Here is a 26,960-nt window from a genome sequence, read left to right as displayed (position 1 = left end):
CTAATCAGCAGATTAGCAACAATTATTTCCATTCCATCGTTATAGGAGATAAGAATGAATGGGAGTGATGAACATGAGAAATAAAGTACTATTACTAACCCTTAGCTGCATCTGTTTGTTTATCGTAGTGAACGCTAATTTTGTTCATGCTTGCTCACCTATCCCATGGAGCTTTGAAGAGGCGTATGAGTCGAAAGCTATGGTTTATGGCAAGGTGGCTGATATAAGTGAGGACGGAAGAAAAGTTACACTGGCTGTTACTTCATATGCTGGACCGGGCAAAGCGCCGCAGACGATTTATTTGCCAGAAACGATAGACAATAGAAGCAAATATCCAGCTGGAAATGCATGTCCTGATTTTTCTATGAAGTTCAAATCCGGTGAAGAATACGTCTTTTTCCTATCTGACATCCCTCCTAATCTTAAATTGCTTTCTCCAAGCTGGATAACGGCGTCTAAAGTAGAAAATGGGCAGGTCGTCGTTGGATATCCAAATGGTGAAAAGGACGAATTGGAAGATCGGTTGAAGGGGTTTGCAGATTCAAAGAATTACGAGATACAATCGCCACATAGCACATCTCCTATTTGGGGAAAAAGCGATAAGTTATTAGTGCCGTCCATGATCGTAGTCGGCTTGCGCATCATGTTAGGACGTATTTAATGTTGTGAAATACGAATGAACAACAGCTAAATCCTAGTTACAATAGGGGAACGATTCTCCCTATAGAAAGGGGAATAGCGCCTTGGAATTAACGTACTTAAAAACATTTCGCGAAGTAGCAAAGTGGGGGAGCTTCACACGAGCTGCTGAAACTCTGGGTTATGCGCAGTCGAGTATTACGACTCAAATTCAGAAGCTTGAAGAATCGTATGGGGCAGTTCTTTTGGAGCGATTTGGGAGGAAAATGAGGCTAACGATGGCCGGGGAAACGCTATTGCAATATGCCGACGATATCGTTAGGCTGCATGAGGAGTCAAAAGAAGTTCTCTCCACACAGTCGAAGGGCACGCTGACCATTGGTACGATTGAGACATTGGCTGCTTTTTTCCTCCCCCCGCATCTTCAGGCTTATCGTATAAGCTACCCGCAGGTTAACATTGTCATTCAGCCGGGGAATGAACCGGTAATTATCGAGAGTGTAAAAGAGGGAGCTTTAGATGTCGGGATCATCTTAGATCCGCCGTTTGCTGATCCTGAGCTTCACAGCTGTATTTTGAGGGAAGAGGAGCTTGTCATCATTGCAAGTCCCGATCATCGCTTCGGAAGCTTTGATGAGGTGCAGGTTGAAGATTTGGCGAACGAATCGATGATTTTAACAGAGAATGGCTGCACCTACCGGGCTATGCTGCTCAAGGTACTCAAGCATAACCATGTGAATTATACATTATCGTATGAGTTTGGCAATTTAGAAGCGATTAAGCAGTGTGTGATGTACGGTCTTGGAATTGCTTTATTGCCGCGTATTGTCGTTGCTGATGCGGTTCAGAAAGGCGAGTTGATTGCTGTTCCTTTTGCGCACCCCGATTGTAAGTTCTATACACAGCTCATCTATGCCAAGAAGAAATGGAAATCCAAAGCGTTTACGGGGTTCTTAGAGCTTGTTGGCGGAGTTAATCATCAAAATTAATGAAGTATACTATAGATTTCTATCGATAACTCCATTGTTTAAGGCTGTGCTACATTATATTTAAGAAAGCGAACAGCTTAAATATAACAGCTCAAATGGAGGCAGCGGAAATGGAAAACGAATCTTATGTATCGCTTGTTCTTGAAACACCAGCAGCTTCACCGGAGGATACCCATCGTCATTATATGAACAAACTGGCTGTAGAAACAGATGTTTCTGACGTATGTCATGATATGAAGCGGGGCGTTAATGACTTTCTGCTCATCGATGTTCGCAGTGCAAAAGCTTATGAAGAGTGCCATGTTCCTGGTGCGATTAACCTGCCGTCCAATATGATTAATGAGGAGAGGACTTCATCCTTCTCAAAGGAACAAGTCATTGTTGTATACTGCTGGGGGCCGGCATGCAATGGAGCTGCCAAAGGTGCCGCTCGTTTATCTGGGCTTGGCTTTAAGGTAAAGGAGATGCTTGGCGGCATGGAATATTGGCGTAAGGAAGGCAATGAGGTAGAGGGCTTGTTAGGTGGGTCTGCCCCTTTAATCGGGTAATGAACAAGCCGCGGCTCTCAGGAGTACTAAAACCTGATAACAAATCATTATAGCTAAACTTTATCGGAAATAGAAATATGCAAATGGTAAAATGAGGCTATGTTAATAATGAGAGGGTTTTAGAGATGGAAAAAGAACTAACTTCCTTATTTGATGAGTATCATGAGCAGCATCATTTTTCAGGTACAGGATTAGTGAACAAAGGCGGCAAGGTCATATTCGCCCGAGCATACGGCTTTGCACATAGAGGATTTAAAGTGGCAAACCAGATGAATACGATGTTCGATACAGCTTCGATTACCAAATTGTTTACTGCAGTTGCGATACTTCAGCTTGTTGAGCAAGGCAAAATAAAGCTGGAAGACCGAATTACAGCGATCATCGACCTCACTGGCACCAAAATACCAAGCGACGTTACGATCGCTCATTTACTTACGCATACGTCAGGTATTGCTGATGATGCAGATGAAGAAATGGGAGAGAGCTACGAGGATTTGTTCATAAACAAGCCCAATTACTCGATAAGAGATTGTGCTGATTTTATTCCTCAGTTTGCGTATAAGGAACCCAAATTCAAGGCGGGAACAAACGTCAGCTATAATAACTGTGCATTTGTGCTGCTAGGCCTCGCGATTGAGAAAGCAACCAATGGAAACTATCGAAGCTATGTAGATGAACATATATTTCGTGCTTGCGGGATGCAGAATACAGCATTTAGCTCAAAAGATGAGGGAGATGCTCCTATTGCTGAAGGCTACGCTGCCATTTACGACGAACAAAATATAGTCGCGTGGCGTAAAAACATATATTCCTATCCGCCAATGGGTACTTCTGATGGAGGTGCATTTACTACTGTCGGCGACCTTGACTTGTTCATGCGTGCACTCATTAATGGAAGGTTGTTATCCGAGGAGATGACGACCGAGATCATGAAGCCTCATTCTGCCATCGAACAAAAGTATGAATGGGGCAAAATCGTAAACGGATATGGCTTTCATTTTCTCTACAATAATGATGGCAAACTAATTCGAATGTATAAAGAGGGTTCAAATGCAGGTGTAGCTGCTATGTTTGCCTATTACCCGGAGATGGATTCTACCAGTATTATACTGGCAAATCAAACCTGCAACGTATGGGAGCTACATTTCAAAGCAGAGCAGCTGTTGCTGGCTGAAGGTAATTAAATCGGTGCATATGGTCTGCTGTAATTAAAGAAGAGGACTGTTGTAGCTGCCTAAACGGCAAGCTCCAACGGTCCTCTTTGTAATTATATTATTCTGTCACAATTCCGTAGATGAGTACGGGTGGTGTTACGCTGCTGCCGATGCGGATGTTTTCGTAAATGATGTTAAGCACATCATCAACATTCTCACGGTTGGAATGAATCGTAACGAGGGATTCACCTGTTTTAACCGCATCGCCGATTTTTTTGTTCAGCATGAGGCCTACAGCCAAATCAATTTCCGATTCCTTCGTCGCACGTCCAGCTCCAAGCAGCATCGCTGCAGTTCCGATCTCATCGGCAATAATTTCAGTGACCACGCCGTCTGCTTTGGCAGGCACCTCAATCAGATAAGGCGCTTGCGGCAATTTCTCAGGATGATCCACAACCGAAGGATCGCCGCCTTGATTAGCGATAAATGATTTGAATTTTTCGAGTGCTTTGCCGTTGCGAATAACTTCTTTCAGCATTTCCTCGGCTTCTTCTAGAGAGCTAGCTTTATTCGCAAGAAACACCATTTGGCTGCCTAGTGCAAGACAAAGCTCTTCCAAATCTTTAGGTCCTTTTCCTTGAAGTGTATCGATTGCTTCTTTCACTTCAAGCGCGTTGCCGATTGCGAGGCCAAGCGGCTGGCTCATATCCGAGATGACGGCCATCGTCTTACGGCCAACGTTATTGCCGATGCTTACCATAGCATGTGCAAGCTCCTTGGCATCTTCAACGGTTTTCATAAATGCACCAGCGCCTGTTTTCACATCCAGCACGATAGCATCTGAACCGGCAGCAATCTTCTTGCTCATAATCGAGCTGGCAATGAGCGGAATAGAATCTACCGTTGCTGTAACATCGCGCAAAGCATATAGCTTCTTATCAGCTGGCGTCAAATTGCCGGATTGTCCGATAACCGCAATTTTATCCTTGTTCACGAGGTTCACGAATTCATCCTTGCCGATTTCCACATGGAATCCTGCAATGGCTTCCAGCTTGTCAATTGTACCGCCAGTATGTCCAAGACCGCGGCCTGACATTTTGGCAACAGGGATATCCAGTGCAGCAACAAGTGGAGCAAGTACAAGCGTAGTTGTATCGCCAACACCGCCAGTGGAGTGCTTATCTACCTTCACGCCTTCAATTGCCGACAGATCAATCGTATCGCCGGAATTCACGATCGCCATCGTTAAGTCAGCGCGTTCGCGCTCTGTCATATCCTTGAAGAAGATAGCCATAGCCAAGGCGCTAACCTGATAGTCAGGAATTTCATCCTTCGTATAGCCTTCAATAATAAAGTTGATTTCCTCTGTTGTAAGCTCTCCGCCGTCACGTTTTTTCTCAATTAGGTCAACCATTCTCATGTTGTTGTCTCCTCGCTGTTCATTGATTATTTAATATCAAATTATAGTGAAATTACGGTTTCAAGAGCAACTTCCATCATATCGTTAAAGGTGCTTTGACGCTCTGCCGAAGTCGTTTCTTCGCCAGTTAGAAGATGGTCGCTTACCGTTAGAATCGTTAGTGCGTTGACGCCGTATTTAGCTGCAAGAGTATAAAGTGCTGTTGTTTCCATTTCTACACCTAGAACGCCGTGATCCATTAGTCTTTGAACAATTGTTTTATCATCGCGGTAGAAAGTATCCGAGCAGAAAATATTGCCGACATGCAATTTTAGCCCTTTTTCAATACCGCGCTCATAGGCTGCCTTTAACAAGGAGAAGCTGCCGATTGGCGAGAAATCATATCCGCCAAAAACATGGCGATTAACGCTGGAATCTGTACAAGCGGCTTGCGCCAAAATAACTTCACGAACATGTACGCTTTCCTGCATAGCGCCGCAAGTGCCTACACGAACTAGATTTTTAACGCCATAGTCCTTAATCAATTCATTCACATAAATACTGATTGAAGGGACGCCCATTCCAGTTCCCTGCACGGATATGCGATTTCCTTTATAAGTACCTGTAAAACCTAGCATGCCCCTAACTTCGTTATAGCAGATGACATCCTCCAAATACGTATCCGCAATATATTTGGCTCTCAGCGGATCTCCCGGCAATAAAATAGTTTCTGCAATTTGGCCTTGTTCGGCTGCAATATGAACGCTCATCAACATTCTCCTCTAAAATCGTTATTTTAATTGTCCCAAAAAGCTTTTGCCATGCTCTGGCATCTTAACTCCGAAGTTTTCAGCAATGGTTGCCCCAATATCTGCAAAGGTTTCGCTTATCGGCAGAGCTTGACCAGCTTGTTGAAAACGCGGCGAGTATGCGAGTAGAGGCACATATTCGCGAGTGTGGTCCGTACCATGATAAGTCGGGTCATTGCCGTGATCGGCTGTAATGATCAGCAAGTCCTGATCTGTTAATTTGGCGAAAACCTCTGGCAAACGAGCATCATATTCTTCCAATGCTTGTCCATAGCCCTTTGGATCGCGGCGATGCCCGAATAGCGCATCAAAATCAACGAGGTTCAAGAAGCTGATTCCCGTAAACGATTCATCAAGGGTTGCGATAAGTTGATCCATGCCGTCTGCATTGGACACTGTACGCACAGTTTTCGTTACACCCTCACCATCGTATATATCGGATATTTTACCAAGGGCGATGACATCAAATCCACCGTCTTTTAGCTCATTCATTACTGTTCTATTAAATGGTTTCAATGCATAGTCATGGCGATTGGATGTTCTTTTGAAATGGCCGGGCTCACCAACAAAAGGACGTGCAATAATTCTTCCCAGCATATAGGGATCTTCTAGTGTGATTTCCCGGCAAAATTCACAAATTTCATAAAGCTCGGACAGTGGAACAACCTCTTCATGAGCAGCAATTTGCAGCACGGAATCAGCAGAAGTGTAGACAATCAGTGCGCCCGTCTGCATATGCTCTTCACCAAGCTCGTCGATAATCTCAGTGCCGCTTGCAGGTTTGTTTCCAATGACCTTGCGACCAGTATGAGCTTCAATGCGAGCGATCAATTCCTGAGGGAATCCATCTGCGAAGACACGAAATGGTACTGCAATATGGAGTCCCATGATCTCCCAGTGGCCCGTCATTGTGTCTTTGCCATTGGATGCTTCTTGCATTTTTGTATAATAAGCAAGCGGCTGGTCTGCGACCTTCACTCCAGCAATTTCCCTAATGTTGGATAGTCCGAGCTTAGCCATATTAGGCATCTCAAGACCTCCGCATTCCCGTGCGATATGACCGAGTGTATCGACATCAACGTCCCCGAAGCTGGCTGCATCCGGCGACTCGCCGATACCTACAGAGTCCATGACAACAAGGTGAATTCTTTGAAACTTGTTCATTGGTTTTAGGCTCCTTGTTATTTAATAAACAGTCCGGCAATAATGGCAGACAAGACGCTAACTAAAGTAGCCCCGTACAACAATTTTAACCCAAATCGAGCCACGACGTTACCTTGTTTTTCATGCAGGCCTTTCACAGCGCCGGCAATGATGCCGATCGATGAGAAGTTGGCGAAGGAAACTAAAAATACAGAGACAATGCCGACAGCGCGCGCAGACAAATTAGGATATTTCTCTAGCTCAAGCATAGCGACAAACTCATTGGATACCATTTTTGTAGCCATTATGCTTCCTGCGTCGACTGCATCTTTCCATGGAACACCCATGATAAAAGCGAAGGGAGCAAAAATATAGCCTAACAGTTCTTGGAACGAGATGCCAATGATACCGCTGAAAAGTCCATTTACGAGCGCGATCATGGCAATAAAACCGATAAGCATAGCTGCGACGATGATAGCAACCTTGAAGCCATCTAATATATATTCGCCCAACACTTCAAAGAAGGATTGTTTTTCTTCTTCTTGCACCTGTAAAATATCGTCTTCCGGCTCAACCTTATAAGGGTTAAGAATGGAAGCGATGATGAATCCGCCAAATAGATTCAGCACAAGCGCCGTTACTACATATTTTGGATCGAGTATTTGCATGTACGAGCCAACAATCGACATCGACACCGTAGACATCGCCGAGGCACACAATGTATACAACCGATGTTTAGGCAGCAACCCGATTTGTTTTTTAACGGAAATGAAAACCTCTGATTGTCCCAAAATTGCAGAAGCTACCGCATTATAGGACTCCAATTTTCCCATGCCATTTATTTTGCTCAAGACAAGACCGATATATTTGACGATAAACGGCAGAACCTTGATGTATTGCAATATCCCAATGAGCGCGGAAATAAACACGATTGGCAGCAATACACTTAAGAAGAAAGAAAACTGACCTTCATTCAGCAAGCCGCCAAATACGAATTCAATCCCGGTATGGGCATAGCCAAGCAATTTCTCAAACATACTGGAGAACCCTTTAATTAAAACAGCACCAGCTAAGGTGTTTAATAGAACGAAGGCTAAGATTACCTGCAGGATGACCATGATAATGAGCGGTTTATAGCGAATGTTCTTTTTGTTATTGCTCGCAATGTAAGAAAGCCCAAGAACAACAAGCAAACCTAATATAGCGATTAAAAATTTCATGGTTCATTCTCCTAGTTAGTTAATATTGTGCGAGTTTAGAATTACTATGAAGCGCTTACAATAGATTCACAGATTACTATTTCATATCGGAGGCTTGAAAAGCACCTGGCAGCAGCTGTGCCATGGTCCATTCTTCTGTATGTCCATGGAGATTTGTTAAATAGATTTTTGTATTCTCATCACAAAATTCGGCCAATACCTGTCGACAAGCGCCGCATGGAGATACAGGACCTTCGGTATCTGCCACTACTGCAATAGCTTCAATGATGCGTTCACCTTCGGATACCGCTTTGAAAATAGCCGTTCGCTCCGCGCAATTCGTTAATCCAAACGATGCATTCTCAATATTACAGCCTCGGTAAATGCGTTTGCTGCCTGTTAGTAGAGCGGCACCAACTGCAAAATGCGAGTAGGGGATATGAGCATGCTGACGGGCTTCAATCGCTTCTTTAATTAACTGTTCCTTCATCCTACAATCCTCCTGTAAAGGCTGCTCCAAATTGGAGCAGCACCATCATATCTATTTAGTAAGAAGAGGTCGATTGCTCGCCTTCCATAATCTTCACGCCTGAGCTGGCACCGATTCTTGATGCGCCTGCTGCAATCATTTTTTCCATATCTTCAAGACTGCGAATGCCGCCGGAAGCTTTAACGCCGAGCTTGTCCCCAACGGTTTTGCGCATAAGCGCTACGTCTTCAGCAGTTGCTCCGCCAGTTGAAAAACCTGTCGATGTTTTCACGAAATCCGCACCCGCACGATCAGACAACTGACTAGCGCGTACTTTTTCATCGTCTGTAAGCAGTGATGCTTCGATAATTACTTTCACAATGGCTTTACCAGCAGCGGCTTCAACAACAGCTTGAATATCTTTTTGTACAAAGTCGTCGTCGCCATCTTTGAGTGCACCAATGTTAATGACCATATCAACCTCAGTCGCTCCATTTGCAATAGCGTTCTTAGCTTCAAAGGCCTTTGTCTCCGTAGTAGAAGCCCCTAATGGAAATCCGATTACTGTACAAACCTTAACGGTGCTGCCTGCCAATTGCTCAGCAGCGTAAGCTACCCAAGTTGGATTGACGCAAACGGAAGCAAAACTATATTTTCTCGCTTCTGCCGTTAATTTTGTAATCTCAGACTTTGTTGCATCTGCACGCAAAAGCGTATGATCAATCATTCCAGACAAATTTAACATAGCCAGTTCACCTTCCCCTTATACGAATGCTTAATTTCACGCTTATAATAACACGACTTTGAACATATGTAAAATCATAAATGAACAAATGTTCAATCTTAATGTTGGATAATGTAGATTATAAGGAAAAATTCATGAGTTGTACTTACAATGAGGTGATACCTGAGCTTAGAGGTGTATGTTCCGCAACATTCTTTCAGAAAAAAACGTTTTACATTTGGAATGGAAAAATGTAGTGTGTCATCTTTTTGAGATTTGTATACATGAAAGGATTTGTTTTTTTCATCTTATAAAAAGGAGATAAAACAATGTCTGACTTAAAACCATTTGATGCTAATATCATGAAACTAGGCAGCACAAATACACAAGAAGCGTTTCATGCGATACATAATTTGAAAAAACAAGGGACAAATGTAATTCCAGTTTTAATCGAACAACTGCATGTAACGGATGTATCAGTACGTACTATGATCGTTGTTGTACTAGGTGAGTTTGGTGAAGCAGCATCAGAATCTGCTGCTCAGGTTGCTGCCTTGTTGAAGGAGGACAATGAACAGCTCAGAATGGCCTCTGCATTAACTTTAACGAGAATAGGCAGCCATAGCGTCCCTTATTTACTGCAAATACTCGCTTCCACAAATGATAAAGCTTGTTTTTGGGCAGCATGGGCATTGTCTTTCATTGATCCCGCTCACATTAATGATGAATCAATTGAACGGTTAAAGCATACCCGAGAAAATCCTGATAGCCCGATTGAAGTTTTTGCAGCGGAAGAGGCGTTAGGGAAAATATTAGCCAATCGGCTTCAAAAGTAGAACGAAAAAGCCTTGCGAGGCAATCTCGCAAGGCTTTTGATACCTTTTCACCCGAAAATGCATAAAATGGATAACAATAGGAGTGTTTGGATGAATAATCGTTTTAAGGCGAGAATATCTTTTTTTACGTATATAGCGCTTCTGTTTACTTTAGATAACTATTATTCATTTATGATCTTTAATTTATTTCTTGCTTTTGCAGCACTGGAGCTGTCTTTTTTGCTGCCTTTATTTAAGTCGCATAAGAAAAGAAATATGCTGGTTAGTTTTGTTTTCTTTATCGTTTTCATCCTGCTCTCGCCAAATGTGTTCTACGTTGTAACCGATCTGATTCATCTCAATTTCTTTTCGTTTGATTATATGGAGGGACTTCACGTTAATGAGTGGTGGAACTTCTTTGTGTTAATCAGCGGGGTTTTCATAGCTCTATTTTTTTACATTTTAATGATCAAAGAGATTCAACTGCTTCTTATAAATACAAAGTGGAATAAACTGATTTTATTTGTATTTATGCTGCTCGGCGGTCTAGGGATTTATATAGGAAGATTTTTACGCTTTCATTCTATTCATTTGTTTACGGAGCCTTTGTCTTTATTGAAACAAGTGCTAGATTCATTAAACGGAAATTCATTGCTATTCATCCTATGGATGAGCGTTTTACAATTTATCGTTTATTGGTTTTTTGTAGATTCAAAAGGGAACGAAGCTTGATGGAGGAAACAGTCTAACTTATAGCAAAATTTCATAAAAACCTCCTGTTGATTGAGCTGATTCAGCTGCTTTAACAGGAGGTTTTCCTATTGTGCTATCTTTACGTCTAATAGTTACGGCTGCCGTATTACCCTTCGTTGTGAAACTTTCCTCACTATTTTTTTGAATACCATATAGCAGAATGATACGGCAGGCGCTGGGTCGCTTAGGCTCCAGATGGCAGGCGCTCTTTTGACAAAATGGGATTTAACGATTGGCAGGACGCTTAACTGTTTGGTTCGGACATAATCGCGCGATGAAATAAGATCTTCAAACAAAAAGCAGAAGGCGATCCCTGTATCGCTTGTAATCGCATAGCTTCCAATCGGCTTGCCTACTAGCTCGTTGTAAGCGAGCAGTGGGAAGTTAACGCCACATTTTTGAAGGAGAGGGTCCAGTGTAGTCGTTCTCGCATTAATCTCCAGCAAATAATACTTGCCGGTTACCGCATCCTTCTTGAATTCAATTTCGGCGAAGCCCTTATAGCCAATCGCTTCTAGAAAAGGGGCACCGATGTGGTAAAGCTCCTCTATGTACTTTTGCTTTGTGAAGGAAGATGCGCCAAAGTTAATCGGGAATTGCCGTAGTTTTTGACAGGTCATCCAGTGAGTTACCTTTGAACTCTGATCCAAGTAGGCATCAAAGGTGTAGACATGATCATCGAAGCCGGGAATAATTCTTTGCACGATAACCTGAAGTTTAGCTTGCCTCGATTTCTCGATTGCTACTCTCATTTCCTCCAAGTTATGGCATGTGAATATTTTGGCTCGGAAGAAGTCCACGAAAGCTGGAGAGTCCGTGGGTTTCACGATACATGGAAAGCCGATCTCAGCAACGACTCGTTCTTCAAATCGTTCCTCAGCTGGGCTGATCGATTCTGGCACTAATACACCGTGTTTTGTTGTAAGGGTATGGAGATACTCCTTGTCCATAATATTGCTCCAAAAGCCTTGTACGTTCATATTGATATGGTAGTACTTTTTGAGCTCGTCCAAATAAGAATCAACGAACTCCACATAAGGGTCGACACTCGGAAAAAGGACAGGCTTCTTGTCCTGCTTTTTGGCGTAGTCGATTAAATAGTGCAGAAGCTCCTCTTTCTGCTGTTTATAATGAGGAACAATAATTTGCTCGCTTAAGTATTTGGATTTGGCGCCATATGTATTTTGCTTGGAATAATCCATTGCTACTGTATAGATCCCTTTGGAACCGAGGCCTCTTATGATGCTTAAACCTGTGTAAAAGTTTGAGCCAAGTACGACAGCTTTATTTTCCACCAAACAACACTCGCTTCCTTAGTCATATGAAATAGTTATGTCATTCGCGTTGTTTTCAATCTCTCCTAAATATTGCTAAATATATCATGAGGGTATTTCATTATCAAACACATTTTGATGGATATAGCCATTGTCTGCTCTACTGTATTAGAATAGTTATTAAGGTAATTATTGCAAGCTTAAGTATCTTGTAAGAGGAGAATGGCCATGACACGTGTTAATGTAGTAATTCAAATAGGGAGGAAAAAGATGAGAAAATGGATAGCGTATTTGCTAGTTGCTGTTGCAGTTTGCGGGTTAATCATTGGCATTAATAAACCATTCGAAAAAGGCGATTACATTCTAGAGAAACAACTTAACAGCAATGACGCTCCAACCCTATTTGTTGTCTATAACATTTCCAAAAAAGAGGCCAAAACAAAGACGCTTTCTGATTTTTTGAATAACGAAAATCATAACGATGTGATGATTATTCGCGTTGATGATAGAGAGCTTTACAATGACCTAAGGATCGGCGAAAGAGTAACGATCAAAACAAAGGGTTACACGATGTTGTCATCCCCACCTCAAGCAGTAGCGGATGAGATTATTAGGCATTCTTGAGCTGCTCTAACGCGGCTTCAATAGGTTTGTCTAGTCGTGTGTTCTCCTTGATGTCACTCCAGTAAACGATCAGAACGTTTCCTTCCTGATATAATCTCGGAAACGATTTGGAATCGACATTCTCTGTTTGTTTATGGAGTTCTTCAGCCCCATTAATACGATCTTTTTCAGATTGAAAGATATAAAAATGCATAAACTCAGGTTCATTTTCTTTCTTATCTAGTGGCATTCCTACGGAATAGACCTCGGGAATAACATCGTTTAATTTCGGTGGGTAACCTGTTATCCCATAGGATATTAGCTCTAACTTCTGAGCTTCAATCGCTTTAGTTACATCTTCTAAAATAAACTTATTTTCCTTGCTATTTGTATCTTTGGAGCATCCGCCTAAGATGATGATGCATAATAAAATGAAAAATACTGGTTTTATTTTCGACATATCCGATAGTACACCCCCAACATAATAATAATGCTGCCTTGCGACATTTACTTGTAATCATATAGACACCTTAATGATTGATAAGGTTGCATTATTTGGATGGATTATCCATTTAATAAAAGTTAAAGTCTAACGAATCGTAAAGAGCTTATTTTGCGGAAAAGTGATGTTTAAAGATGCTAACGAATCACAGCAACGCTATTAGGTAGTTTTGATCACGTAAAGAGACGATTTGAAGGAAATAAGGTTGCTTGTGTTCGTTACATTTTTTAAAGGTGAAAATGTAGGCGGATAACGTGTATCAGATTCGTTACAGATAATGATGATACCTCTGGAACTGTTGGAAGTGTTGGTACTGCTGGTACCGCTGGTATCTCTGGCACCTCAGGTACCTCTGGAACTGCTGGTATCCCTGGCATCTCAGGTATCTCAGGTATCTCAGGTATCTCAGGTATCTCTGTAACCGCTGGTACTTACTGTCACCTCCGTGGTACTCATGATACTTCTGGTGGATAGTTCGACGTGTTACTTTACCTTTTCGCATACAAATGCAGTTAGATGTTTGCTTGCTATACACAAACTAAAACGCAAATCGGCTGCTAGAAGGCTGCGCCTTTCGGATATGCTCTCCGTATTTCGGAATGCTCACCGTAAGCTGCGGTCATGTGCTATATTTTGAGAGAGTAACAATGATAGCTCCAAACCATACATATCAGGAGGCAATCCGATGATGAGCATGCATAGCAACAACAAAGATGTAAGCGGTTTCGTTAGGGCGGAAGGTAAAAAGTTGGTTAATGGAGACGGCAAAGAAATTGTGCTGAGAGGCGTTGGGTTCGGAAGCTGGCTGCTGCCGGAAGGCTATATGTGGAAGTTCCCGCAAGGCGGAGACCGTCCGCGCAAAATCGAGGCGATGGTCAAGGAATTAATCGGCGAAGAGAAAGCAGCACAGTTCTGGGATAGTTATGTGGAGCGTTATGTGGATGAAATTGATGTCCGCGAAGTAGCGAAGCAGGGCTTTAATTCCGTGAGGTTTCCAATCAATGCCCGCGGAATTCTAGAACAAGGGGAAGAGATCATTTTTAATGAAAAGAGGCTTGCACGAATCCATGAAGTGATTGAATGGTGCAGAAAGTATAAGCTGTATGTCATTTTGGATTTGCACGGGGCGCCAGGCGGGCAGACGGGAGCCAACATTGACGATTCGGAAAATGATTTGCCGGAGCTGTTTACGGATCGCCGCAACCAAGAGCTGACGATCGCGATTTGGCGAATGTTCGCAGAGCGCTATAAAGACGATTGGATTATTGCCGGATATGACCTCTTTAATGAACCTCTTCCGGATTGGTTTAACCAATATAATGATCTTGTAGAGCCGCTGCACAAGGAAATTACAGCAGCGATCCGTGAAGTGGACAAGCGTCATATGATCATTATTGAAGGGGTGCATTGGTCAACGGACTGGAGTGTATTCACAGAGAAATTTGATGATAATTTAATGCTGCAATTCCATAAGTATTGGAACAACCCCGATACGGAAAGTATTCAGAAGTATATAGATAAGCGTGAGGAGTGGAATGTGCCGATCTTCATGGGCGAAGGCGGTGAAAATAACGCACAGTGGTACAGCGGAGCATTCCAAATGTTCGAGGACCATCAGATTTCGTGGAATTTCTGGACGTGGAAAAAGATGAACACATCAAATTCTCCGTACTCTATTCGTATGCCTGAAGGCTGGAAACTGCTGACGGCTTATTTGGAGGGCGGCGCTAAACCGGATGAAGCAGCTGCGGAAGCGATCTTAAATGAATATCTCGATAATCTGAAAGTGGACAATTGTGATGCGTTCCCAGGCATATCCCGTGCGCTGCTGCGTCACCTTCCGCTCCAGATTCCTGCTGAATTTTATGGACAAGGTGAGGGTGCCGGCTTCGGCATCGTAAACAAGAAAACGAACAAGACAGGGCTGCGTGCAAGTGACGGCGTGCCAATGAGGATGATTTCGGGCAAGACCGAGATACCAAGCTATCATTCAGAGGGCGGCAAGGTTTGGGCAGAGGATAATACGCTTTGTGTTGAGCTGCATAAAGGGGATTGGCTCGCGTACGATGCTTTGTGCGTCGAAGGCAAGTCATTTGATCTGCATGCTCGACTGCTAGCAGCTGCGGGGCAAGCGACATTATCTATTGAACTGGAAGGCCAAGAGCCGGTGAGCTGTGAGGTGAACGGTGAGGATTGGACGGAGAGCCTGCTTCTAAAGGACATCCATCTGCCAGCTGGAGCAGTTCGTGTCATCATCCGTATTTTAAGCGGCAGTGTGGATTTGGATTGGATTGAATTTTCGTTTGCTAAATAGAATGAAAAACTAAAATGTGATGCGAGGCAGGTTCTGCCAGCATCACATTTTTTTGTGCGCAAAAAACGGTAGATGCACCCAAAACCGAAAAATGGTCACCTGAATACGAAATCTAAAACCTTACGAGACAGGAGCCAACAATCTACAATTAAAGTATAAGATATGCAAGGGCTTACATCAGATTTTCAACAGCATGGGGGTAATTATTTTGAAAACACAGCTAGGTTCAGCGCCTGCTTCCTTGCCTGCTGCGGACGCAAAGGCAGCAAGAAGCAAATGGTTCAAAAAGTTGTACAGCCAACGGCACATTCAAATTATGGCGTTACTAGGCGTGCTATGGATGATTATATTCAACTACGTTCCTATGTATGGCGTTATTATCGCCTTTAAAGAATTCAACATTGTTAAATCCATAAGCGAGGCGCCTTGGGTGGGCTTTATGCACTTTAAGGAGTTTTTCCAGGATGAGAGCTTCGTTGATGTCATGAAAAATACACTCGGCATCAGTCTTATCAAACTTGCGATCGGATTTCCACTACCTATTATTTTTGCATTATTTCTAAACGAGGTTCGTTCGGTCGGCTTCAAGAAAGCGATTCAGACCATTTCGTATTTGCCTCACTTTTTGTCATGGGTTATTCTCGGCGGTATTCTTGCCACTTGGCTTTCGGATGTTGGGATTATTAACAATGTTCTTCTTGCTCTTAATTTCATCGATGAGCCGATTTCCTATTTGGCAGAGCCTAGCTACTTCTGGAGCATCATCATTACATCAGATATTTGGAAAGAGCTTGGCTGGTCCGCCATTATCTATCTTGCGGCTATTGCCAGTGTATCGCCGGAGTTGTATGAAGCAGCAACGATTGATGGAGCAGGGCGTTTTCAAAAAATGTGGTACGTTACTTTGCCTAGCATTAAGGCGACGATCTCCATCCTGTTCATTCTAGCAGTGAGCGGCGTGCTTAACTCGAACTTTGACCAGATTCTAGTGCTGCGCAACTCATTGAATGAGAGCGCGAGCAACGTTATCGATATTTATGTTTATCAGACGGGTATGCAGCAAGGACGTTATTCTTACTCGACTGCTGTCGGATTGTTTAAGTCTTTAATCGCATTAATTCTATTGCTTATTGCAAACCGAGTAACGAAAAAAATGAACGATACTTCACTGTTCTAGAAACGGAGGCGACTAACCGTGTTTAATATTAAACGTAAAACAAAAGGAGAAGCATTTTTCGATATCTTCAACAATTTCGGTATGCTGCTCATTTGCTTCGCGACCCTATATCCGATTTGGTATGTGCTGGTCAATGCCTTCAATGAAGGGCAGGACGGCATGCGCGGCGGGATCTACTGGTGGCCGCGGGTTTTCAGCATCGAGAGCTTCGACGCGGTTTTCCAAAGCAGCGGCATCATGACTGCGATGGGAATTACCGTAGCCAAAACACTGCTTGGCACGGTGCTTCACGTGTTTTTTACGGCGATGGTTGCTTATGCATTCTCACGCAAAGGCCTCATCGGCGGCAAAATATATATTCTCTTCGGAACGGTTACCTTGTTCTTCGGCGGCGGTCTAATCCCGACCTACCTGCTTATGAGAGACCTGCATTTGCTGGATAACTTCATGGTCTATATCATTCCTGCCATGTTCAGCTTCTTCGATCTTATTATCTTCATGACCTTCTTCCGGGATATTCCGGATGGCCTTGAGGAAGCTGCTAAAATTGACGGAGCAAATGACTGGTCGATCTTTGTGCGAGTGATTTTGCCAGTATCGATGCCGGTTATCGCTACAATTGCTTTGTTCCACGGGGTATACCAATGGAATGATTATTTTGCCGGCGTAATCTACATGAACAACATGGACATGCAGCCGATACAAACTTATTTGTACCGTATTGTTGCTCAGTCCAGCTCTAGCCAAATGTTGGCCGCTATCCCTGGAGGTATAGGGAAATCCGTTACTACACAATCCATTAAGCTGGCTACGATGGTTGTCACGACCCTTCCAATCGTTATCGCTTATCCGTTCCTGCAGAAGTATTTCGTAAAAGGAATGATGATCGGTTCGATTAAAGGTTAACTTATGGCAGTACCTTCCGCCCTTTATTGAGCAGAGGATTGCATATATAATCATTCATACAGAGAAGGGGAAGACAAACATGAACAAGAAGCTTAAGCTCAAAAATGTATTGATGCTGATGGTCGCAACGGTTCTAGTCTTTACGACCGCTTGCTCTTCAGGCGGCAACAAAAACAATGGCAAGGAAGAGGGCAATGGCGCTCCTGCTGAGCAAGTGAAGCTTACTCAGGACGATAAGGGCTGGGAAGTGGATAAAAGCCCGATTACGTTCGACTGGTACATCAACTTCTCTTGGTTCCCTAACAAATGGGGCGTAGATGCGACTTCGAAATATATTACTGAAAAAACTGGCGTTAACATTAACTTCATCGTTCCAGCCGGCAACGAAGCTGAGAAGATGAATACAATGATCGCTTCGGGCTCTTTGCCTGACTTTATTACACTAGGCTGGTACGAAGATGCGGTTAAGAAAATGATCGAAGGCGATCTAGTCCTACCGCTGAACGAGCTTGCTGATCAATATGACCCTTACTTCTACAAAGTAACAGACCCTGCTAAGCTTTCTTGGTACAAACAAGAAAACGGCAATGTATACGGTTATCCGAACTCTTCCTCATCACCTAAGGACTATGAGAAATTCGGAGACAACATTACATCCACGCAAACCTTCCTTGTGCGAAAAGATATGTACGAAGCACTAGGCAAACCGGATATGCGTACGCCGGAAGGCTTTTTGAATGCACTTGAGGCTGCGAAAAAAATGTATCCTGATGTGAATGGCCAACCGCTTATTCCACTAGGCATGTATGATTTCAGCGACACAGGCAACGCGTCGCTTCAACATTATATTCAGAACTTCCTTGCTATTCCTTACGATAAAGATGGTCAGCTGTATGATCGCAATACAGATCCTGAATACGTAAAATGGCTGAAAACAATGCGTCAGGCGAACGAAGACGGCTTGCTGTCGAAAGATATCTTCATTGACAAGCGCCCGCAAATGGAAGAAAAAATTGCACAAGGCCGTTATTTCGCAATGCTTTACGCTAGATCTGACCTTGCAAACCAACAAAATGCACTATTTGCAAATGATCCGAACTCCATCTACATTGCTGTAGACGGTCCTGCTAATACTAACCTTGATCAGCCGACGCTTGCTGGCCCATCGATCTCAGGTTGGACAGTAACTCTGATCTCCAAAGATGTGAAAGACAAAGCGCGCGCGATTCGTTTCCTAGACTATTTGATCTCGGAAGAAGGACAGCATGATACGTTCTTCGGTAAACAAGGCGTAACTTGGGATAACATTGATGGCAAAGATCAGTTCTTGCCAGACGCATTGAATCTATTGAATACAGATCGTGGCGCTTTCGACAAGCAGCTTGGCGCATCCCACACGTTCTGGATGATGATGGATACGAACCTAACGCCAATCTGGTCTCCGCCAGCTGTTGAGCCATTCAAGCAATTGGAAGATTGGACTCGCGGCAAGGCGAAGAGCTTGTCGGAATTCGACCAGCTGAACCCAACTGGCACTTCAGCCGAAGGTATTATGAACACAAAAATAGATCAAGAGTTTGGCAAAGTATTGCCAAAACTAGTGCTGGCTAAATCGGATGCAGAGTTCGATAAAATTTGGGGCGATTTCCTAAAGAAACGTGAGACTCTTGGATTCAGCAAAGTACAAGCCTACAAACAAAAGAAATACGAAGAAAATGTTGCGAAGTTGGACGCAGCAAAATAATATAATCATTTCTACCACTTAGGGGGAAGACCCCAGCGAAAGGTACTCCAGAACCGGAAACGGTCTGGGGTGCTTTTTGTGCAATATAAGAATAGCTTGATGGGGAAGTTAATCGAGTGAATGAAATACAGAGCGGAAGTGAGAGCATTATGGGCAGAAAATTTCGGTTACATCTTCAGTCTGCTACGAATTGGCTAGGACATCGATCGATGCAAAGCCGCCTTGTGGCGGCTTATATCGTCATATTATTAATCCCTAGCATCGGCGTATCGAACTATCTCTTTAATCAGATTAGGGATAGTTATATTAACGATACCTTTAAGCAAAGCCAATACTTGCTTGAAATGGAGAAAGTGAATGTTCTAAATCAGATTGAAGCTATGGAACGGGCTGCCCAGCTCACGTTATCGAAATCTGAAATTTTGGACTATATCTCAAAGGATGAAGATCTTCCTGTTGAAGAGCTCCTCGACTTATATCGTGGCACCCTTACCGACATGATCAACATTCAAATCAATAATCCGAATATTGCCCATCTTCGTTTGTTTGCAAACAATGATCATATGTCCGAAGTTTGGCCGATTATTTTCCATGAACGCCGGATTCAAAAAGAGCCGTGGTATGCCAAGCTGGATCAATTGGATGGCAAGGAGATGTGGATATTCAAAGAGCAGGATCTCGACATTTTGCATCGTTACGTGACGGATGTTAACGAGCAAATGCCGAAGGTTTCACTCCTGCGCGTCGTGAATTCCGGAAGCAAGCGTATTGGGATTATCCAAGTCGAAATGCTGCTGAAGCAGTTCTCGCCTAAAGCGTTTGCCAATATTAAGGATGACGGGTCACAGATGATGCTTGCTGATGGCAACGGAACTATTTTTATGGATGACAATCAACCGTTTGTCGGCAGTGATCCAGAGCTTCATCGAGCCATTTTGCAAGAGTTCCGGGAAATGAATGAGCACGGGGTTAAAGAGAAGCGATTTTCTGTAAATAAGCATCCTTATTTGCTGGTCTCCACGCCTGTGGAACAAGTCAGTGCGCATATTCTTAATGTGGTGTCGTTAAAAAATGTTGATGAACGCGTATCCAGAGCCGAGAGACAAATCATCGCTGCTAATATTATTTTGATCGGTCTATTGTCCTTCATAACGTATTTAATGAACTCCTTTATTCTCAAAAATCTGAGTCGCCTCACAGAGGCAATGAAGAAAGTAAGAAGAGGAGAAATGCCAACGGGGCTTCCTTTGGGCGGAGGCGGAGAAATAGGCGAGCTAGCGCATCATTTTAACAAATTAATTCATACCATTAATGAGCTAATTGCCCAGGGAGTTAAGAAACAGGCGCTAACGAAAGAGGCCGAGCTGCGCACCCTGCACAGTCAGATCGACTCGCATTTTTTGTACAATACGCTCGAGAATATTAAGATGCTCGCAGAGATGGAAAACCAGCGGACGATATCCGATTCGCTTACCTCGCTTGGCGGGATGATGCGTTATAATTTCAAGTGGTCTGGCGAGTATGTAAGCTTACAGGATGAGCTTCGCCATATTCAGAATTATATTGCCGTCATGAATATTCGGTTCGATGAACCGATTCAGCTGGAACTAAATATACCACCGAAGCTGCTGGAGATTGAAGTGCTTAAGATGTCCCTGCAGCCAATCGTAGAAAATGCAGTAAAACATGCGTGGACGGGTGTGGAAGAGAGTAAGAGCAAAATATTAATTGATGTTATTGAGGATGAGGATGCAGGCATTATCATCAGGCTGAGAGATAACGGCATGGGTATTGAAGCGGCCCGCTTGGAGCGGTTAAATGACATGATTCACACCGATAATAGTAACGGGATTTCTTCAGAGAAAGAAGCGGGAAAAGGAAAACAAGCGTTTGGAATCGGCCTGCGCAATGTTCATCAGCGTATTCGGCTTTATTATGGCAAGCCATATGGATTACAGGTATATAGCAGAGAAGGGCAATTCACAGAAGTAGTCATTACCCTTCCTAAGGTACTGTTGATGGGAGGAAGTTCCGGATATGAGAACAATGCTGATCGTAGATGACGAGAAAAATATCCGTTTAGGGCTCAAGACGATGATTGAGAGAGAATTTCCCGAATTGTATCACATTCGAATGGCGATTCATGGAGAAGATGCTTTAATACAATATCGCAATGAACGAGCAGACATCGTAATTACAGATATTCGCATGCCCGTGATGGATGGAATTGAACTCATTAAGCAGCTAACTCAGGAGTCGGAGCCGGAGCAGAAACCGATCTTCATTATATTAAGCGGCTATGACGATTTCTCCTATGCAAAGGCTGCGATAGAATACCAGGTTAAAGATTATTTGCTTAAGCCTATTCGGCGGGACGAGCTGTTTGAATCACTCACAAAGAGCGAGCACACGCTGCAAGCACAAGCTGAATTAGCTGAGCGGGTAGCGGTAAGCGATACGTACCGTGAACAGCTGCGGATAAACAGGCTGAAGGAATGGTTCAGGCAGGATGACCCAGCTTACGATTTTGCAAATGATCTGGAAGCTAAAATCGGATTTGAGCAGTTTACTAGACCGTTTACTGTTGCCGTCCTGAATTATAAATCAGAGAGCGGCGACTCCATGAACAAAGAAGAGTTCAAGCTGCTAGTGGAGAAAATGATGCAGCCGATTAAAGGCGTACTGGATGTCTCATTTCTAGATAGTGAAGGCAAGCTCGTTCTGATCGGCAGCCCAGCATTGCAGTTCGAAGAATTGTTTAGGCAGGCTGGCGGGAAGGAACTGGATGGACTGCGCATGGGGATAAGCGCCGAGGGGAATGAAATCGAAGATCTGTTTCATTGTTATAAGCAAGCTTCTGAGGCGCTGCAATATTCATTCATTTATTCGAATTGCCGTCTGCTGCATCATGAGGACATTCGAGCGAAGCGGCAGTATTATCCGGTGCCAGAAGAAGAAATTCGCAAGCTTGGCAATATGCTCGGAACCGATCGGGAACGGGAGGTTCAGGAGCTGCTGAAGCAGATTTTCCATACCGAGGATATACCAAATGTAGATATTGGCTACTTAAAGCTGGTAGGCAAAATGATCAATGAGCAGGTTTTGGACGAAGTATTCCGCATTTACGGCGAAGAGTCGATCGAGGTATTGAAGCTGTATCGTAAAGTGGGGAGCATGGATAATTTCCGCAGCTTTCACGACTATTATCGGAGCTTGGAGCTGCTGCTCTCAAGCGTGAACGACTATGTCAGAGGCATTCGCTCAGCATATAGCGAGCATTCAGAGATTAAAGCAGCGGTTAATTATATGGAGGATAACTATTATCGTCCGCTTAATATGGCTGTCGTGAGCAATTATGTTGGCCTTAATTACTCCTATTTCAGTGAGGCGTTCAAGGTTCATACGGGTGAAAATTTTGTATTGTTTCTAAAAAAAATTCGTATTCGCAAAAGCAAAGAGCTGCTGCTCGAAGGCAATCAAAAGATGCAGGAAATCGGCAGCGCCGTTGGCTTTGAGAACAGCAAGCAGTTTTCTCGTGTGTTTAAGGAGCTTGAGGGAATATCGCCGCAGGAATATCGAATCAAGGTGAGATCAGATGCTGATCAGAGCAAAGAATCGGTAGAACATAGGGTTTAGAGGGGAGGAGCTGCGGGCTCCTCTTTTTTTATTTTCCTTTGTTAACCTCCGCGTACGCTAACTTTCACTTTTCCATGGGCTTTCCATATTTCACTAAAACATGCCAGAGTAATTTTAATTCTTGCAAAACTTCTTTGTAGGTTCCTCTATCGCTCCAATTACTTGGATTTTGTTTCAAGTCCATGGCTGCTGCGCCAATCATAAAAACATCAATAAAATTACTTTGCGCAATTCTTTTGGCTAGTGAAGGCATCGAAGGACCTCTGAAATTGATAGGAACCTCATCAACTAAAAGGGTAAAGCCCCTATGCCAGTAAAGATCAATGGAATACTTTAAACATAGCTGTTCTAAGATTTGTCCTGTAGGGGTGCCCTTAAATGATGGATCGGCTACAAGCGCCTTTACGTCTTCTTTAAGAGAAATGTCGCCATGAACCTGAGCTTCGATATAGTGGTCAAGATTTCGATTTGGCTCTTTATTTGATGGATTTTGGAATGGTTTCTCAAGATTGACGAGCATATGGTCTATTAACTTTCGAACCGTCAGATTGCTTTCACCAATGGCAAAATTGTTATAGAACGCATCCCTCATGAGAGCAGCCAAAATAAGGTCAAATTCCTCATATGTCCCCTTTTCCTTGGGGTCTTGGTGAGAATCCAAATAAGTATAAGTGCAACGATGAGAGACCTCAGCGGATAAAAGAAAATAACATGATCCAAACCGTGGAGCAGGTCCATCGGGATGTAACATGACATTGAGTGCCCCATACTTCGGCCGTTCGCTATTGGTTGAGCCATTTATTTGGTACGCTCCGCCAAACATTTTATTTTCCCAAACGTCTCGTTCACCACCTGGAAATGCTGATACACTTCCATTCGATAGGAAAGTTTCGAACTGGCTTTTATAGATCCCCTGCTCAAGTAGTGCTTCAGCAACGCTTTTCATGTTCGGATCTAATCGATCGGGATGAAAGTGCAGCGCAATGCTTGCATGAGATTTTAGTTTAGTGATAGCATCTTCAAATGTCTTCAGCTCGATGTTGGACATTTGAAGGATTTCTCTCATTGTTTGCTCCGCCTCATGTTTGCGGCTTCTTGCGTAATCTGTTATGTACTCTTGAGCTAATTGCTGAGACCTCGATAATTCCATAGGCAGAAGAGTCCTTTCCCTTTTTTATAGAATCATAATACAGGATGGACAGTAAGGGAAATGCAGATAGCGTTATTAAAAATACTTTATTTTTTTCTGACAATAGAAAGTTATAATGTATAATGATTTACATATGTTGTAAGTATTCAACGTCACCATGTTTAATGATTCTAATAGGAAGACTACATGGCAGAGGTGGGGTAGTAATGGTGTGAGTCACTCCGTTCAAGAAGTTTACGAAAAAAAGACGGCAGGCTTGAAGCAAACGACGGAATCTGATCATGAAGTCGCTGTAAAAGCAGCAATTGTTCAGATGGTAGAACGTATGGAAGATTCGACTCTTTCGACGGGAATGCTGGCAAAGCTTATTTCGTACAGTCCTTTTCATTTTGATCGTATCTTTCGCTCCACCACAGGCATTCCGCCTCGGCTGTATTTATCTGCTCTTCGCTTTCAATGGAGTAAAAAGCTGCTATTGAAATCTACTTTATCAGCTACAGAAGTAGGTCAAACGGTGGGATACAGCAGTTTTAGCACCTTTTCTTCCAAATTCTCAAGTTTTATCGGGCTTTCGCCGCAGCAGTTTAGACATTTTATAGAGAGCAGGTCGCTTGGGCTCAATGAACTTCGATCCATTCGTTTGCCAGAGGGCATTAAGGCGCTTTCATCCATAGAGGGGCATGTTAAGGCGTCAGAATCGCTTCATGGCGTGATTTGTATTGGCTTGTTTCCTAGGCCAATTCCTATGGGCAAGCCTGTGGGATGCACAATAGTTTTTGAGTCAGGAGCATACGTGATACCGGATGTTCCCGATGGAACGTACTATATCATGTCAATCGCATTTTCATGGGATGCTTCTCTCGATGAGTACCTGCATCCGCAGCATTCTTGGCGTGGCAAGGCGAGTGGGAAAATCACTGTAACAGATGGCGTAGCTAAAGGCGAATCCAATGTTATCCTTCGACCTCCAAAGTTTTATGATCCGCCTATATTGATTTCCTTTCCCGTTCTCGTTCAAGCTTATCTTAATAGGCTGGAGGGATAAAAGAGAGCAAACTAGAAGAAGCAAAATTCACGGTTGATAGCTATTCTTTTTGTAGAGTCTTATCAGACTACTGCAAAAAGAGGAGTGAACGTTATGTCACGTGTTATTCATTTTGAAATAGAGACTAGAAATCCAGAGAAAAAAATGTCATTTTACGAAGAGGTTTTTGGTTGGAAGTTCCAAGAGATGATGGAGGGGTACTGGATAATCATTACGGGCGAAGATGGTGAGGAAGGAATTGACGGTGGACTAATGCGCAGCTCTACAGAAGAGGCACTGCGAACCGTTAATTCAATTACCGTGGCGGATCTGGATGAATATTTGGGCAAGGTCGAGCGGGCAGGCGGAAAAGTTACCTCCGCCAAGATGGAAATTCCCGAGATTGGCGATTTTGCTTATTGTGAGGACTCTGAAGGTCTTGCTTTTGGCGTGATTCAGTTTTTCAAAAAAGAATGAATTAGACAGTACATTGGGGGAAATCGTTATGAGCAATGTGAAAACGCAAAGCTATGAGAACCATGGGCAATATGCACCTTTGTATCATTTTATACTGGCGCCCATTGCGCTTGTCCTATTTATTGCGTCGATTGTTCATATATTTAAAGAGCAATTCAGCTTTTCTTCGCTATTAATTTTTGGTCTTTCTGTATGTGTAGTTCTATTAGGGGCGGTTGTCCGTCAGTTCGCAACGAAGCTGCAGGATCGCAGCATTGTTCAGGAGGAGAATTTTCGGCATTTCAGGCTTACAGGCAAACCATTGGATACAAGACTTAGCGTGCAGCAAATCATTGCTCTGCGTTTTGCGGAGGATGATGCTTTTCCTGCATTATGCGTGAAGGCTGTTGAAGAGGGAATGAATTCCGGGACGATCAAGAAATCGATTACGAATTGGAGAGCGGATCATAACCGCGTTTAAAAGCAGGACGATAACAAGGAAAGAGCAAGGATGGGCTCTAGCCGTCCTTGCTCATTTTCTGTTTATATCTTTGGATATATACCGTTCTCATGCGTCATGCCAATACGCTTTTTTCTACTCATTAGCATTTCAATAAACAGTAGATTTGGTACCCAGCAAATCCAAGCAATAACGAAGAACGATTCATTCGTATCCGTTATTTTCCAAATGCCAGCTGCGAGTGCAGTATACAAGCGGAGTGTAATTGCAGCGCAGGTAAGAGCATAGTTTCTCGCCATCCAGCGTCCATGCTCAGCCTTATTCCGGTGGACGATAATGCTTTTTAACGCGCGATAAAGGGAATACAGCCATAAAATAGATAAGGTGCCGAAGCCAACCCTTGCGATCAGCCCGCCGTTCGCGTAAAAAGCGAGATAGAGGCCAGTGATGCCGCCAATTCCAATCATTGCAGCATAAATATAGCCGATCGTGCGGTGTACTTTTGGCGAGCGATGCCGAAACCGCTTGATGAATTGAAACCAGCCGATTGCAATCGCTATTCCAGCAGAAACGGCATGGCCCCATAGAACGCTGTACCATAAGTCAGGCATGCTTCCTTTTTCTGTGACAAAGCCCTGCTCCTTAATGCCGTCAGGTGATCCGTACAAAAGCAAGGCGTATGCCCCAACTGCTAACGCCAAGAAAGCCAATATTCCAAGTGACCACGAACGACCAGCACTTCCTCGTACACGCATCAGTTTACCTCCGAATTTCATCGTTATTTACTGTTAATGAAAATGTATCATTTAAGCTTATTCCGCCTCAAGCGGCTGGCGACGGAGCTGCGACTACGTCTTAAGTCTAAAAGTTCGATCCGCAGATAAAGACCAAATCGCCTCAATTCCGACGGAGATCATGTTAACTTATTAATAGAATTTTAAATTTTATCTTAAATTTTAATTTGGCGGTATTTGAGTTATTATAGTGTTTGTCAGATTTTATGAAGTTAAAGTATATTAAGATTCTTCATCAATAAAAGTTGTGTGTTGCGTGTGGTGGTTATGTACCTATCA

General features: G+C 43.3%; 26 protein-coding genes. 16 read left to right on the top strand and 10 right to left on the bottom strand.

Annotated elements, in window-relative coordinates; translation table 11 throughout:
- The first annotated feature begins 73 nt into the window (after window positions 1–73).
- The 4 genes from ACIFSR_RS04795 to ACIFSR_RS04780 all read left to right on the top strand — a co-directional run bounded on the left by ACIFSR_RS04795 (window position 74) and on the right by ACIFSR_RS04780 (window position 3,360).
- Window positions 74–661, top strand: a complete 588-nt coding sequence (locus tag ACIFSR_RS04795; RefSeq protein WP_430055350.1) for a hypothetical protein — start codon at window positions 74–76, stop codon at window positions 659–661.
- A gap of 82 nt (window positions 662–743) precedes the next feature.
- The gene (locus ACIFSR_RS04790; RefSeq protein WP_430055347.1) at window positions 744–1,628 is read left to right on the top strand and encodes a LysR family transcriptional regulator; all 885 of its coding nucleotides are present in this window, start codon (window positions 744–746) and stop codon (window positions 1,626–1,628) included.
- 110 nt (window positions 1,629–1,738) lie between these two features.
- The gene (locus ACIFSR_RS04785) at window positions 1,739–2,176 is read left to right on the top strand and encodes a rhodanese-like domain-containing protein (protein WP_430055345.1); all 438 of its coding nucleotides are present in this window, start codon (window positions 1,739–1,741) and stop codon (window positions 2,174–2,176) included.
- A gap of 125 nt (window positions 2,177–2,301) precedes the next feature.
- The gene (locus tag ACIFSR_RS04780) at window positions 2,302–3,360 is read left to right on the top strand and encodes a serine hydrolase domain-containing protein (RefSeq protein ID WP_339206670.1); all 1,059 of its coding nucleotides are present in this window, start codon (window positions 2,302–2,304) and stop codon (window positions 3,358–3,360) included.
- Window positions 3,361–3,448: 88 nt separating this feature from the next.
- Here the strand turns inward: ACIFSR_RS04780 and ACIFSR_RS04775 are convergent, their stop codons facing one another.
- The 6 genes from ACIFSR_RS04775 to deoC all read right to left on the bottom strand — a co-directional run bounded on the left by ACIFSR_RS04775 (window position 3,449) and on the right by deoC (window position 9,094).
- Complete coding sequence (locus ACIFSR_RS04775) at window positions 3,449–4,750, bottom strand: pyrimidine-nucleoside phosphorylase (RefSeq protein WP_339206672.1); 1,302 nt, start codon at window positions 4,748–4,750, stop codon at window positions 3,449–3,451.
- A 41-nt stretch (window positions 4,751–4,791) separates the two neighbouring features.
- Window positions 4,792–5,499: a purine-nucleoside phosphorylase gene (deoD, locus tag ACIFSR_RS04770; protein ID WP_339206673.1), complete on the bottom strand. Its 708-nt coding sequence runs from the start codon at window positions 5,497–5,499 to the stop codon at window positions 4,792–4,794.
- A 21-nt stretch (window positions 5,500–5,520) separates the two neighbouring features.
- Entirely contained in the window at window positions 5,521–6,702 is a 1,182-nt protein-coding gene (gene deoB, locus ACIFSR_RS04765) for a phosphopentomutase (RefSeq protein ID WP_430055341.1), read from the bottom strand.
- Window positions 6,703–6,719: 17 nt separating this feature from the next.
- Complete coding sequence (locus ACIFSR_RS04760; RefSeq protein ID WP_339206676.1) at window positions 6,720–7,901, bottom strand: NupC/NupG family nucleoside CNT transporter; 1,182 nt, start codon at window positions 7,899–7,901, stop codon at window positions 6,720–6,722.
- A gap of 76 nt (window positions 7,902–7,977) precedes the next feature.
- Window positions 7,978–8,370: a cytidine deaminase gene (locus tag ACIFSR_RS04755; protein ID WP_076268745.1), complete on the bottom strand. Its 393-nt coding sequence runs from the start codon at window positions 8,368–8,370 to the stop codon at window positions 7,978–7,980.
- Window positions 8,371–8,425: 55 nt separating this feature from the next.
- Window positions 8,426–9,094 carry a deoxyribose-phosphate aldolase gene (gene deoC / locus ACIFSR_RS04750; RefSeq protein ID WP_339206677.1) on the bottom strand — a complete coding sequence of 223 codons (669 nt, stop codon included), beginning with the start codon at window positions 9,092–9,094 and terminating at the stop codon, window positions 8,426–8,428.
- A 308-nt stretch (window positions 9,095–9,402) separates the two neighbouring features.
- On the opposite strand from deoC, the gene ACIFSR_RS04745 reads away from it, so the two are divergent.
- Together ACIFSR_RS04745 and ACIFSR_RS04740 are read left to right on the top strand one after the other, a co-directional pair.
- Window positions 9,403–9,909 carry a HEAT repeat domain-containing protein gene (locus ACIFSR_RS04745; protein WP_430055337.1) on the top strand — a complete coding sequence of 169 codons (507 nt, stop codon included), beginning with the start codon at window positions 9,403–9,405 and terminating at the stop codon, window positions 9,907–9,909.
- Between the two features lie 90 nt (window positions 9,910–9,999).
- Window positions 10,000–10,620, top strand: a complete 621-nt coding sequence (locus tag ACIFSR_RS04740) for a DUF1361 domain-containing protein (protein ID WP_339206679.1) — start codon at window positions 10,000–10,002, stop codon at window positions 10,618–10,620.
- Window positions 10,621–10,733: 113 nt separating this feature from the next.
- Here ACIFSR_RS04740 and ACIFSR_RS04735 read toward each other — a convergent pair whose 3' ends face one another.
- Window positions 10,734–11,936: a carboxylate--amine ligase gene (locus ACIFSR_RS04735; RefSeq protein WP_430056179.1), complete on the bottom strand. Its 1,203-nt coding sequence runs from the start codon at window positions 11,934–11,936 to the stop codon at window positions 10,734–10,736.
- A gap of 249 nt (window positions 11,937–12,185) precedes the next feature.
- On the opposite strand from ACIFSR_RS04735, the gene ACIFSR_RS04730 reads away from it, so the two are divergent.
- Window positions 12,186–12,539 (top strand): DUF3221 domain-containing protein, encoded by a 354-nt coding sequence (locus tag ACIFSR_RS04730; RefSeq protein ID WP_339206682.1) that lies wholly within the window; start codon window positions 12,186–12,188, stop codon window positions 12,537–12,539.
- On the opposite strand, the gene ACIFSR_RS04725 is transcribed toward ACIFSR_RS04730, so the two are convergent.
- Window positions 12,526–12,978, bottom strand: coding sequence for a hypothetical protein (locus ACIFSR_RS04725; protein WP_339206683.1), 453 nt, complete (start codon window positions 12,976–12,978; stop codon window positions 12,526–12,528). The genes ACIFSR_RS04730 and ACIFSR_RS04725 overlap by 14 nt on opposite strands.
- Window positions 12,979–13,705: 727 nt before the next feature.
- On the opposite strand from ACIFSR_RS04725, the gene ACIFSR_RS04720 reads away from it, so the two are divergent.
- From ACIFSR_RS04720 to ACIFSR_RS04695, 6 genes are all read left to right on the top strand, one after another.
- Window positions 13,706–15,334, top strand: coding sequence for a cellulase family glycosylhydrolase (locus tag ACIFSR_RS04720; RefSeq protein WP_430055334.1), 1,629 nt, complete (start codon window positions 13,706–13,708; stop codon window positions 15,332–15,334).
- A 241-nt stretch (window positions 15,335–15,575) separates the two neighbouring features.
- The gene (locus tag ACIFSR_RS04715) at window positions 15,576–16,511 is read left to right on the top strand and encodes an ABC transporter permease (protein WP_339209495.1); all 936 of its coding nucleotides are present in this window, start codon (window positions 15,576–15,578) and stop codon (window positions 16,509–16,511) included.
- An 81-nt stretch (window positions 16,512–16,592) separates the two neighbouring features.
- The gene (locus ACIFSR_RS04710; protein WP_083682147.1) at window positions 16,593–17,417 is read left to right on the top strand and encodes a carbohydrate ABC transporter permease; all 825 of its coding nucleotides are present in this window, start codon (window positions 16,593–16,595) and stop codon (window positions 17,415–17,417) included.
- 79 nt (window positions 17,418–17,496) lie between these two features.
- Entirely contained in the window at window positions 17,497–19,161 is a 1,665-nt protein-coding gene (locus ACIFSR_RS04705; protein WP_339206686.1) for an extracellular solute-binding protein, read from the top strand.
- A gap of 116 nt (window positions 19,162–19,277) precedes the next feature.
- Entirely contained in the window at window positions 19,278–21,224 is a 1,947-nt protein-coding gene (locus ACIFSR_RS04700) for a histidine kinase (protein ID WP_430055331.1), read from the top strand.
- Window positions 21,199–22,797, top strand: a complete 1,599-nt coding sequence (locus ACIFSR_RS04695) for a response regulator transcription factor (protein WP_430055328.1) — start codon at window positions 21,199–21,201, stop codon at window positions 22,795–22,797. Before ACIFSR_RS04700 ends, ACIFSR_RS04695 begins: the two co-directional genes overlap by 26 nt.
- Before the next feature lie 64 nt (window positions 22,798–22,861).
- Here the strand turns inward: ACIFSR_RS04695 and ACIFSR_RS04690 are convergent, their stop codons facing one another.
- The gene (locus ACIFSR_RS04690; RefSeq protein WP_430055325.1) at window positions 22,862–23,947 is read right to left on the bottom strand and encodes a DUF3626 domain-containing protein; all 1,086 of its coding nucleotides are present in this window, start codon (window positions 23,945–23,947) and stop codon (window positions 22,862–22,864) included.
- Window positions 23,948–24,158: 211 nt separating this feature from the next.
- On the opposite strand from ACIFSR_RS04690, the gene ACIFSR_RS04685 reads away from it, so the two are divergent.
- From ACIFSR_RS04685 to ACIFSR_RS04675, 3 genes are all read left to right on the top strand, one after another.
- Window positions 24,159–24,992 (top strand): helix-turn-helix domain-containing protein, encoded by an 834-nt coding sequence (locus ACIFSR_RS04685; protein ID WP_339206694.1) that lies wholly within the window; start codon window positions 24,159–24,161, stop codon window positions 24,990–24,992.
- Window positions 24,993–25,085: 93 nt separating this feature from the next.
- Window positions 25,086–25,448, top strand: a complete 363-nt coding sequence (locus ACIFSR_RS04680) for a VOC family protein (protein WP_339206696.1) — start codon at window positions 25,086–25,088, stop codon at window positions 25,446–25,448.
- Window positions 25,449–25,476: 28 nt separating this feature from the next.
- Window positions 25,477–25,908 (top strand): DUF6526 family protein, encoded by a 432-nt coding sequence (locus ACIFSR_RS04675; RefSeq protein WP_430055321.1) that lies wholly within the window; start codon window positions 25,477–25,479, stop codon window positions 25,906–25,908.
- 62 nt (window positions 25,909–25,970) lie between these two features.
- Here ACIFSR_RS04675 and ACIFSR_RS04670 read toward each other — a convergent pair whose 3' ends face one another.
- A complete protein-coding gene (locus ACIFSR_RS04670; RefSeq protein WP_430055318.1) occupies window positions 25,971–26,642 on the bottom strand; it encodes a DUF2306 domain-containing protein in 672 nt (223 codons plus the stop codon).
- Window positions 26,643–26,960 lie beyond the last annotated feature (318 nt).

This window comes from Paenibacillus sp. NRS-1760 (genome assembly GCF_050467785.1).
Lineage (GTDB): Bacteria > Bacillota > Bacilli > Paenibacillales > Paenibacillaceae > Pristimantibacillus.
Note: the sequence above shows the minus strand (reverse complement) of the source record. Positions and strands in the feature narration are given on the sequence as shown.

Excerpts from the sequence above, each read along its gene's own strand:
- ACIFSR_RS04670 (WP_430055318.1), bottom strand. The coding sequence starts at position 26,642 with ATGCGTGTACGAGGAAGTGCTGGTCGTTCGTGGTCACTTGGAATATTG.
- ACIFSR_RS04760 (WP_339206676.1), bottom strand. The coding sequence starts at position 7,901 with ATGAAATTTTTAATCGCTATATTAGGTTTGCTTGTTGTTCTTGGGCTT.
- ACIFSR_RS04675 (WP_430055321.1), top strand. The coding sequence starts at position 25,477 with ATGAGCAATGTGAAAACGCAAAGCTATGAGAACCATGGGCAATATGCA.
- ACIFSR_RS04780 (WP_339206670.1), top strand. The coding sequence starts at position 2,302 with ATGGAAAAAGAACTAACTTCCTTATTTGATGAGTATCATGAGCAGCAT.
- deoC (WP_339206677.1), bottom strand. The coding sequence starts at position 9,094 with ATGTTAAATTTGTCTGGAATGATTGATCATACGCTTTTGCGTGCAGAT.
- ACIFSR_RS04745 (WP_430055337.1), top strand. The coding sequence starts at position 9,403 with ATGTCTGACTTAAAACCATTTGATGCTAATATCATGAAACTAGGCAGC.
- ACIFSR_RS04725 (WP_339206683.1), bottom strand. The coding sequence starts at position 12,978 with ATGTCGAAAATAAAACCAGTATTTTTCATTTTATTATGCATCATCATC.
- ACIFSR_RS04755 (WP_076268745.1), bottom strand. The coding sequence starts at position 8,370 with ATGAAGGAACAGTTAATTAAAGAAGCGATTGAAGCCCGTCAGCATGCT.
- deoD (WP_339206673.1), bottom strand. The coding sequence starts at position 5,499 with ATGAGCGTTCATATTGCAGCCGAACAAGGCCAAATTGCAGAAACTATT.
- ACIFSR_RS04785 (WP_430055345.1), top strand. The coding sequence starts at position 1,739 with ATGGAAAACGAATCTTATGTATCGCTTGTTCTTGAAACACCAGCAGCT.
- ACIFSR_RS04795 (WP_430055350.1), top strand. The coding sequence starts at position 74 with ATGAGAAATAAAGTACTATTACTAACCCTTAGCTGCATCTGTTTGTTT.
- ACIFSR_RS04740 (WP_339206679.1), top strand. The coding sequence starts at position 10,000 with ATGAATAATCGTTTTAAGGCGAGAATATCTTTTTTTACGTATATAGCG.
- ACIFSR_RS04730 (WP_339206682.1), top strand. The coding sequence starts at position 12,186 with ATGAGAAAATGGATAGCGTATTTGCTAGTTGCTGTTGCAGTTTGCGGG.
- deoB (WP_430055341.1), bottom strand. The coding sequence starts at position 6,702 with ATGAACAAGTTTCAAAGAATTCACCTTGTTGTCATGGACTCTGTAGGT.
- ACIFSR_RS04690 (WP_430055325.1), bottom strand. The coding sequence starts at position 23,947 with ATGGAATTATCGAGGTCTCAGCAATTAGCTCAAGAGTACATAACAGAT.
- ACIFSR_RS04705 (WP_339206686.1), top strand. The coding sequence starts at position 17,497 with ATGAACAAGAAGCTTAAGCTCAAAAATGTATTGATGCTGATGGTCGCA.
- ACIFSR_RS04695 (WP_430055328.1), top strand. The coding sequence starts at position 21,199 with ATGAGAACAATGCTGATCGTAGATGACGAGAAAAATATCCGTTTAGGG.
- ACIFSR_RS04775 (WP_339206672.1), bottom strand. The coding sequence starts at position 4,750 with ATGAGAATGGTTGACCTAATTGAGAAAAAACGTGACGGCGGAGAGCTT.
- ACIFSR_RS04710 (WP_083682147.1), top strand. The coding sequence starts at position 16,593 with ATGCTGCTCATTTGCTTCGCGACCCTATATCCGATTTGGTATGTGCTG.
- ACIFSR_RS04720 (WP_430055334.1), top strand. The coding sequence starts at position 13,706 with ATGATGAGCATGCATAGCAACAACAAAGATGTAAGCGGTTTCGTTAGG.
- ACIFSR_RS04680 (WP_339206696.1), top strand. The coding sequence starts at position 25,086 with ATGTCACGTGTTATTCATTTTGAAATAGAGACTAGAAATCCAGAGAAA.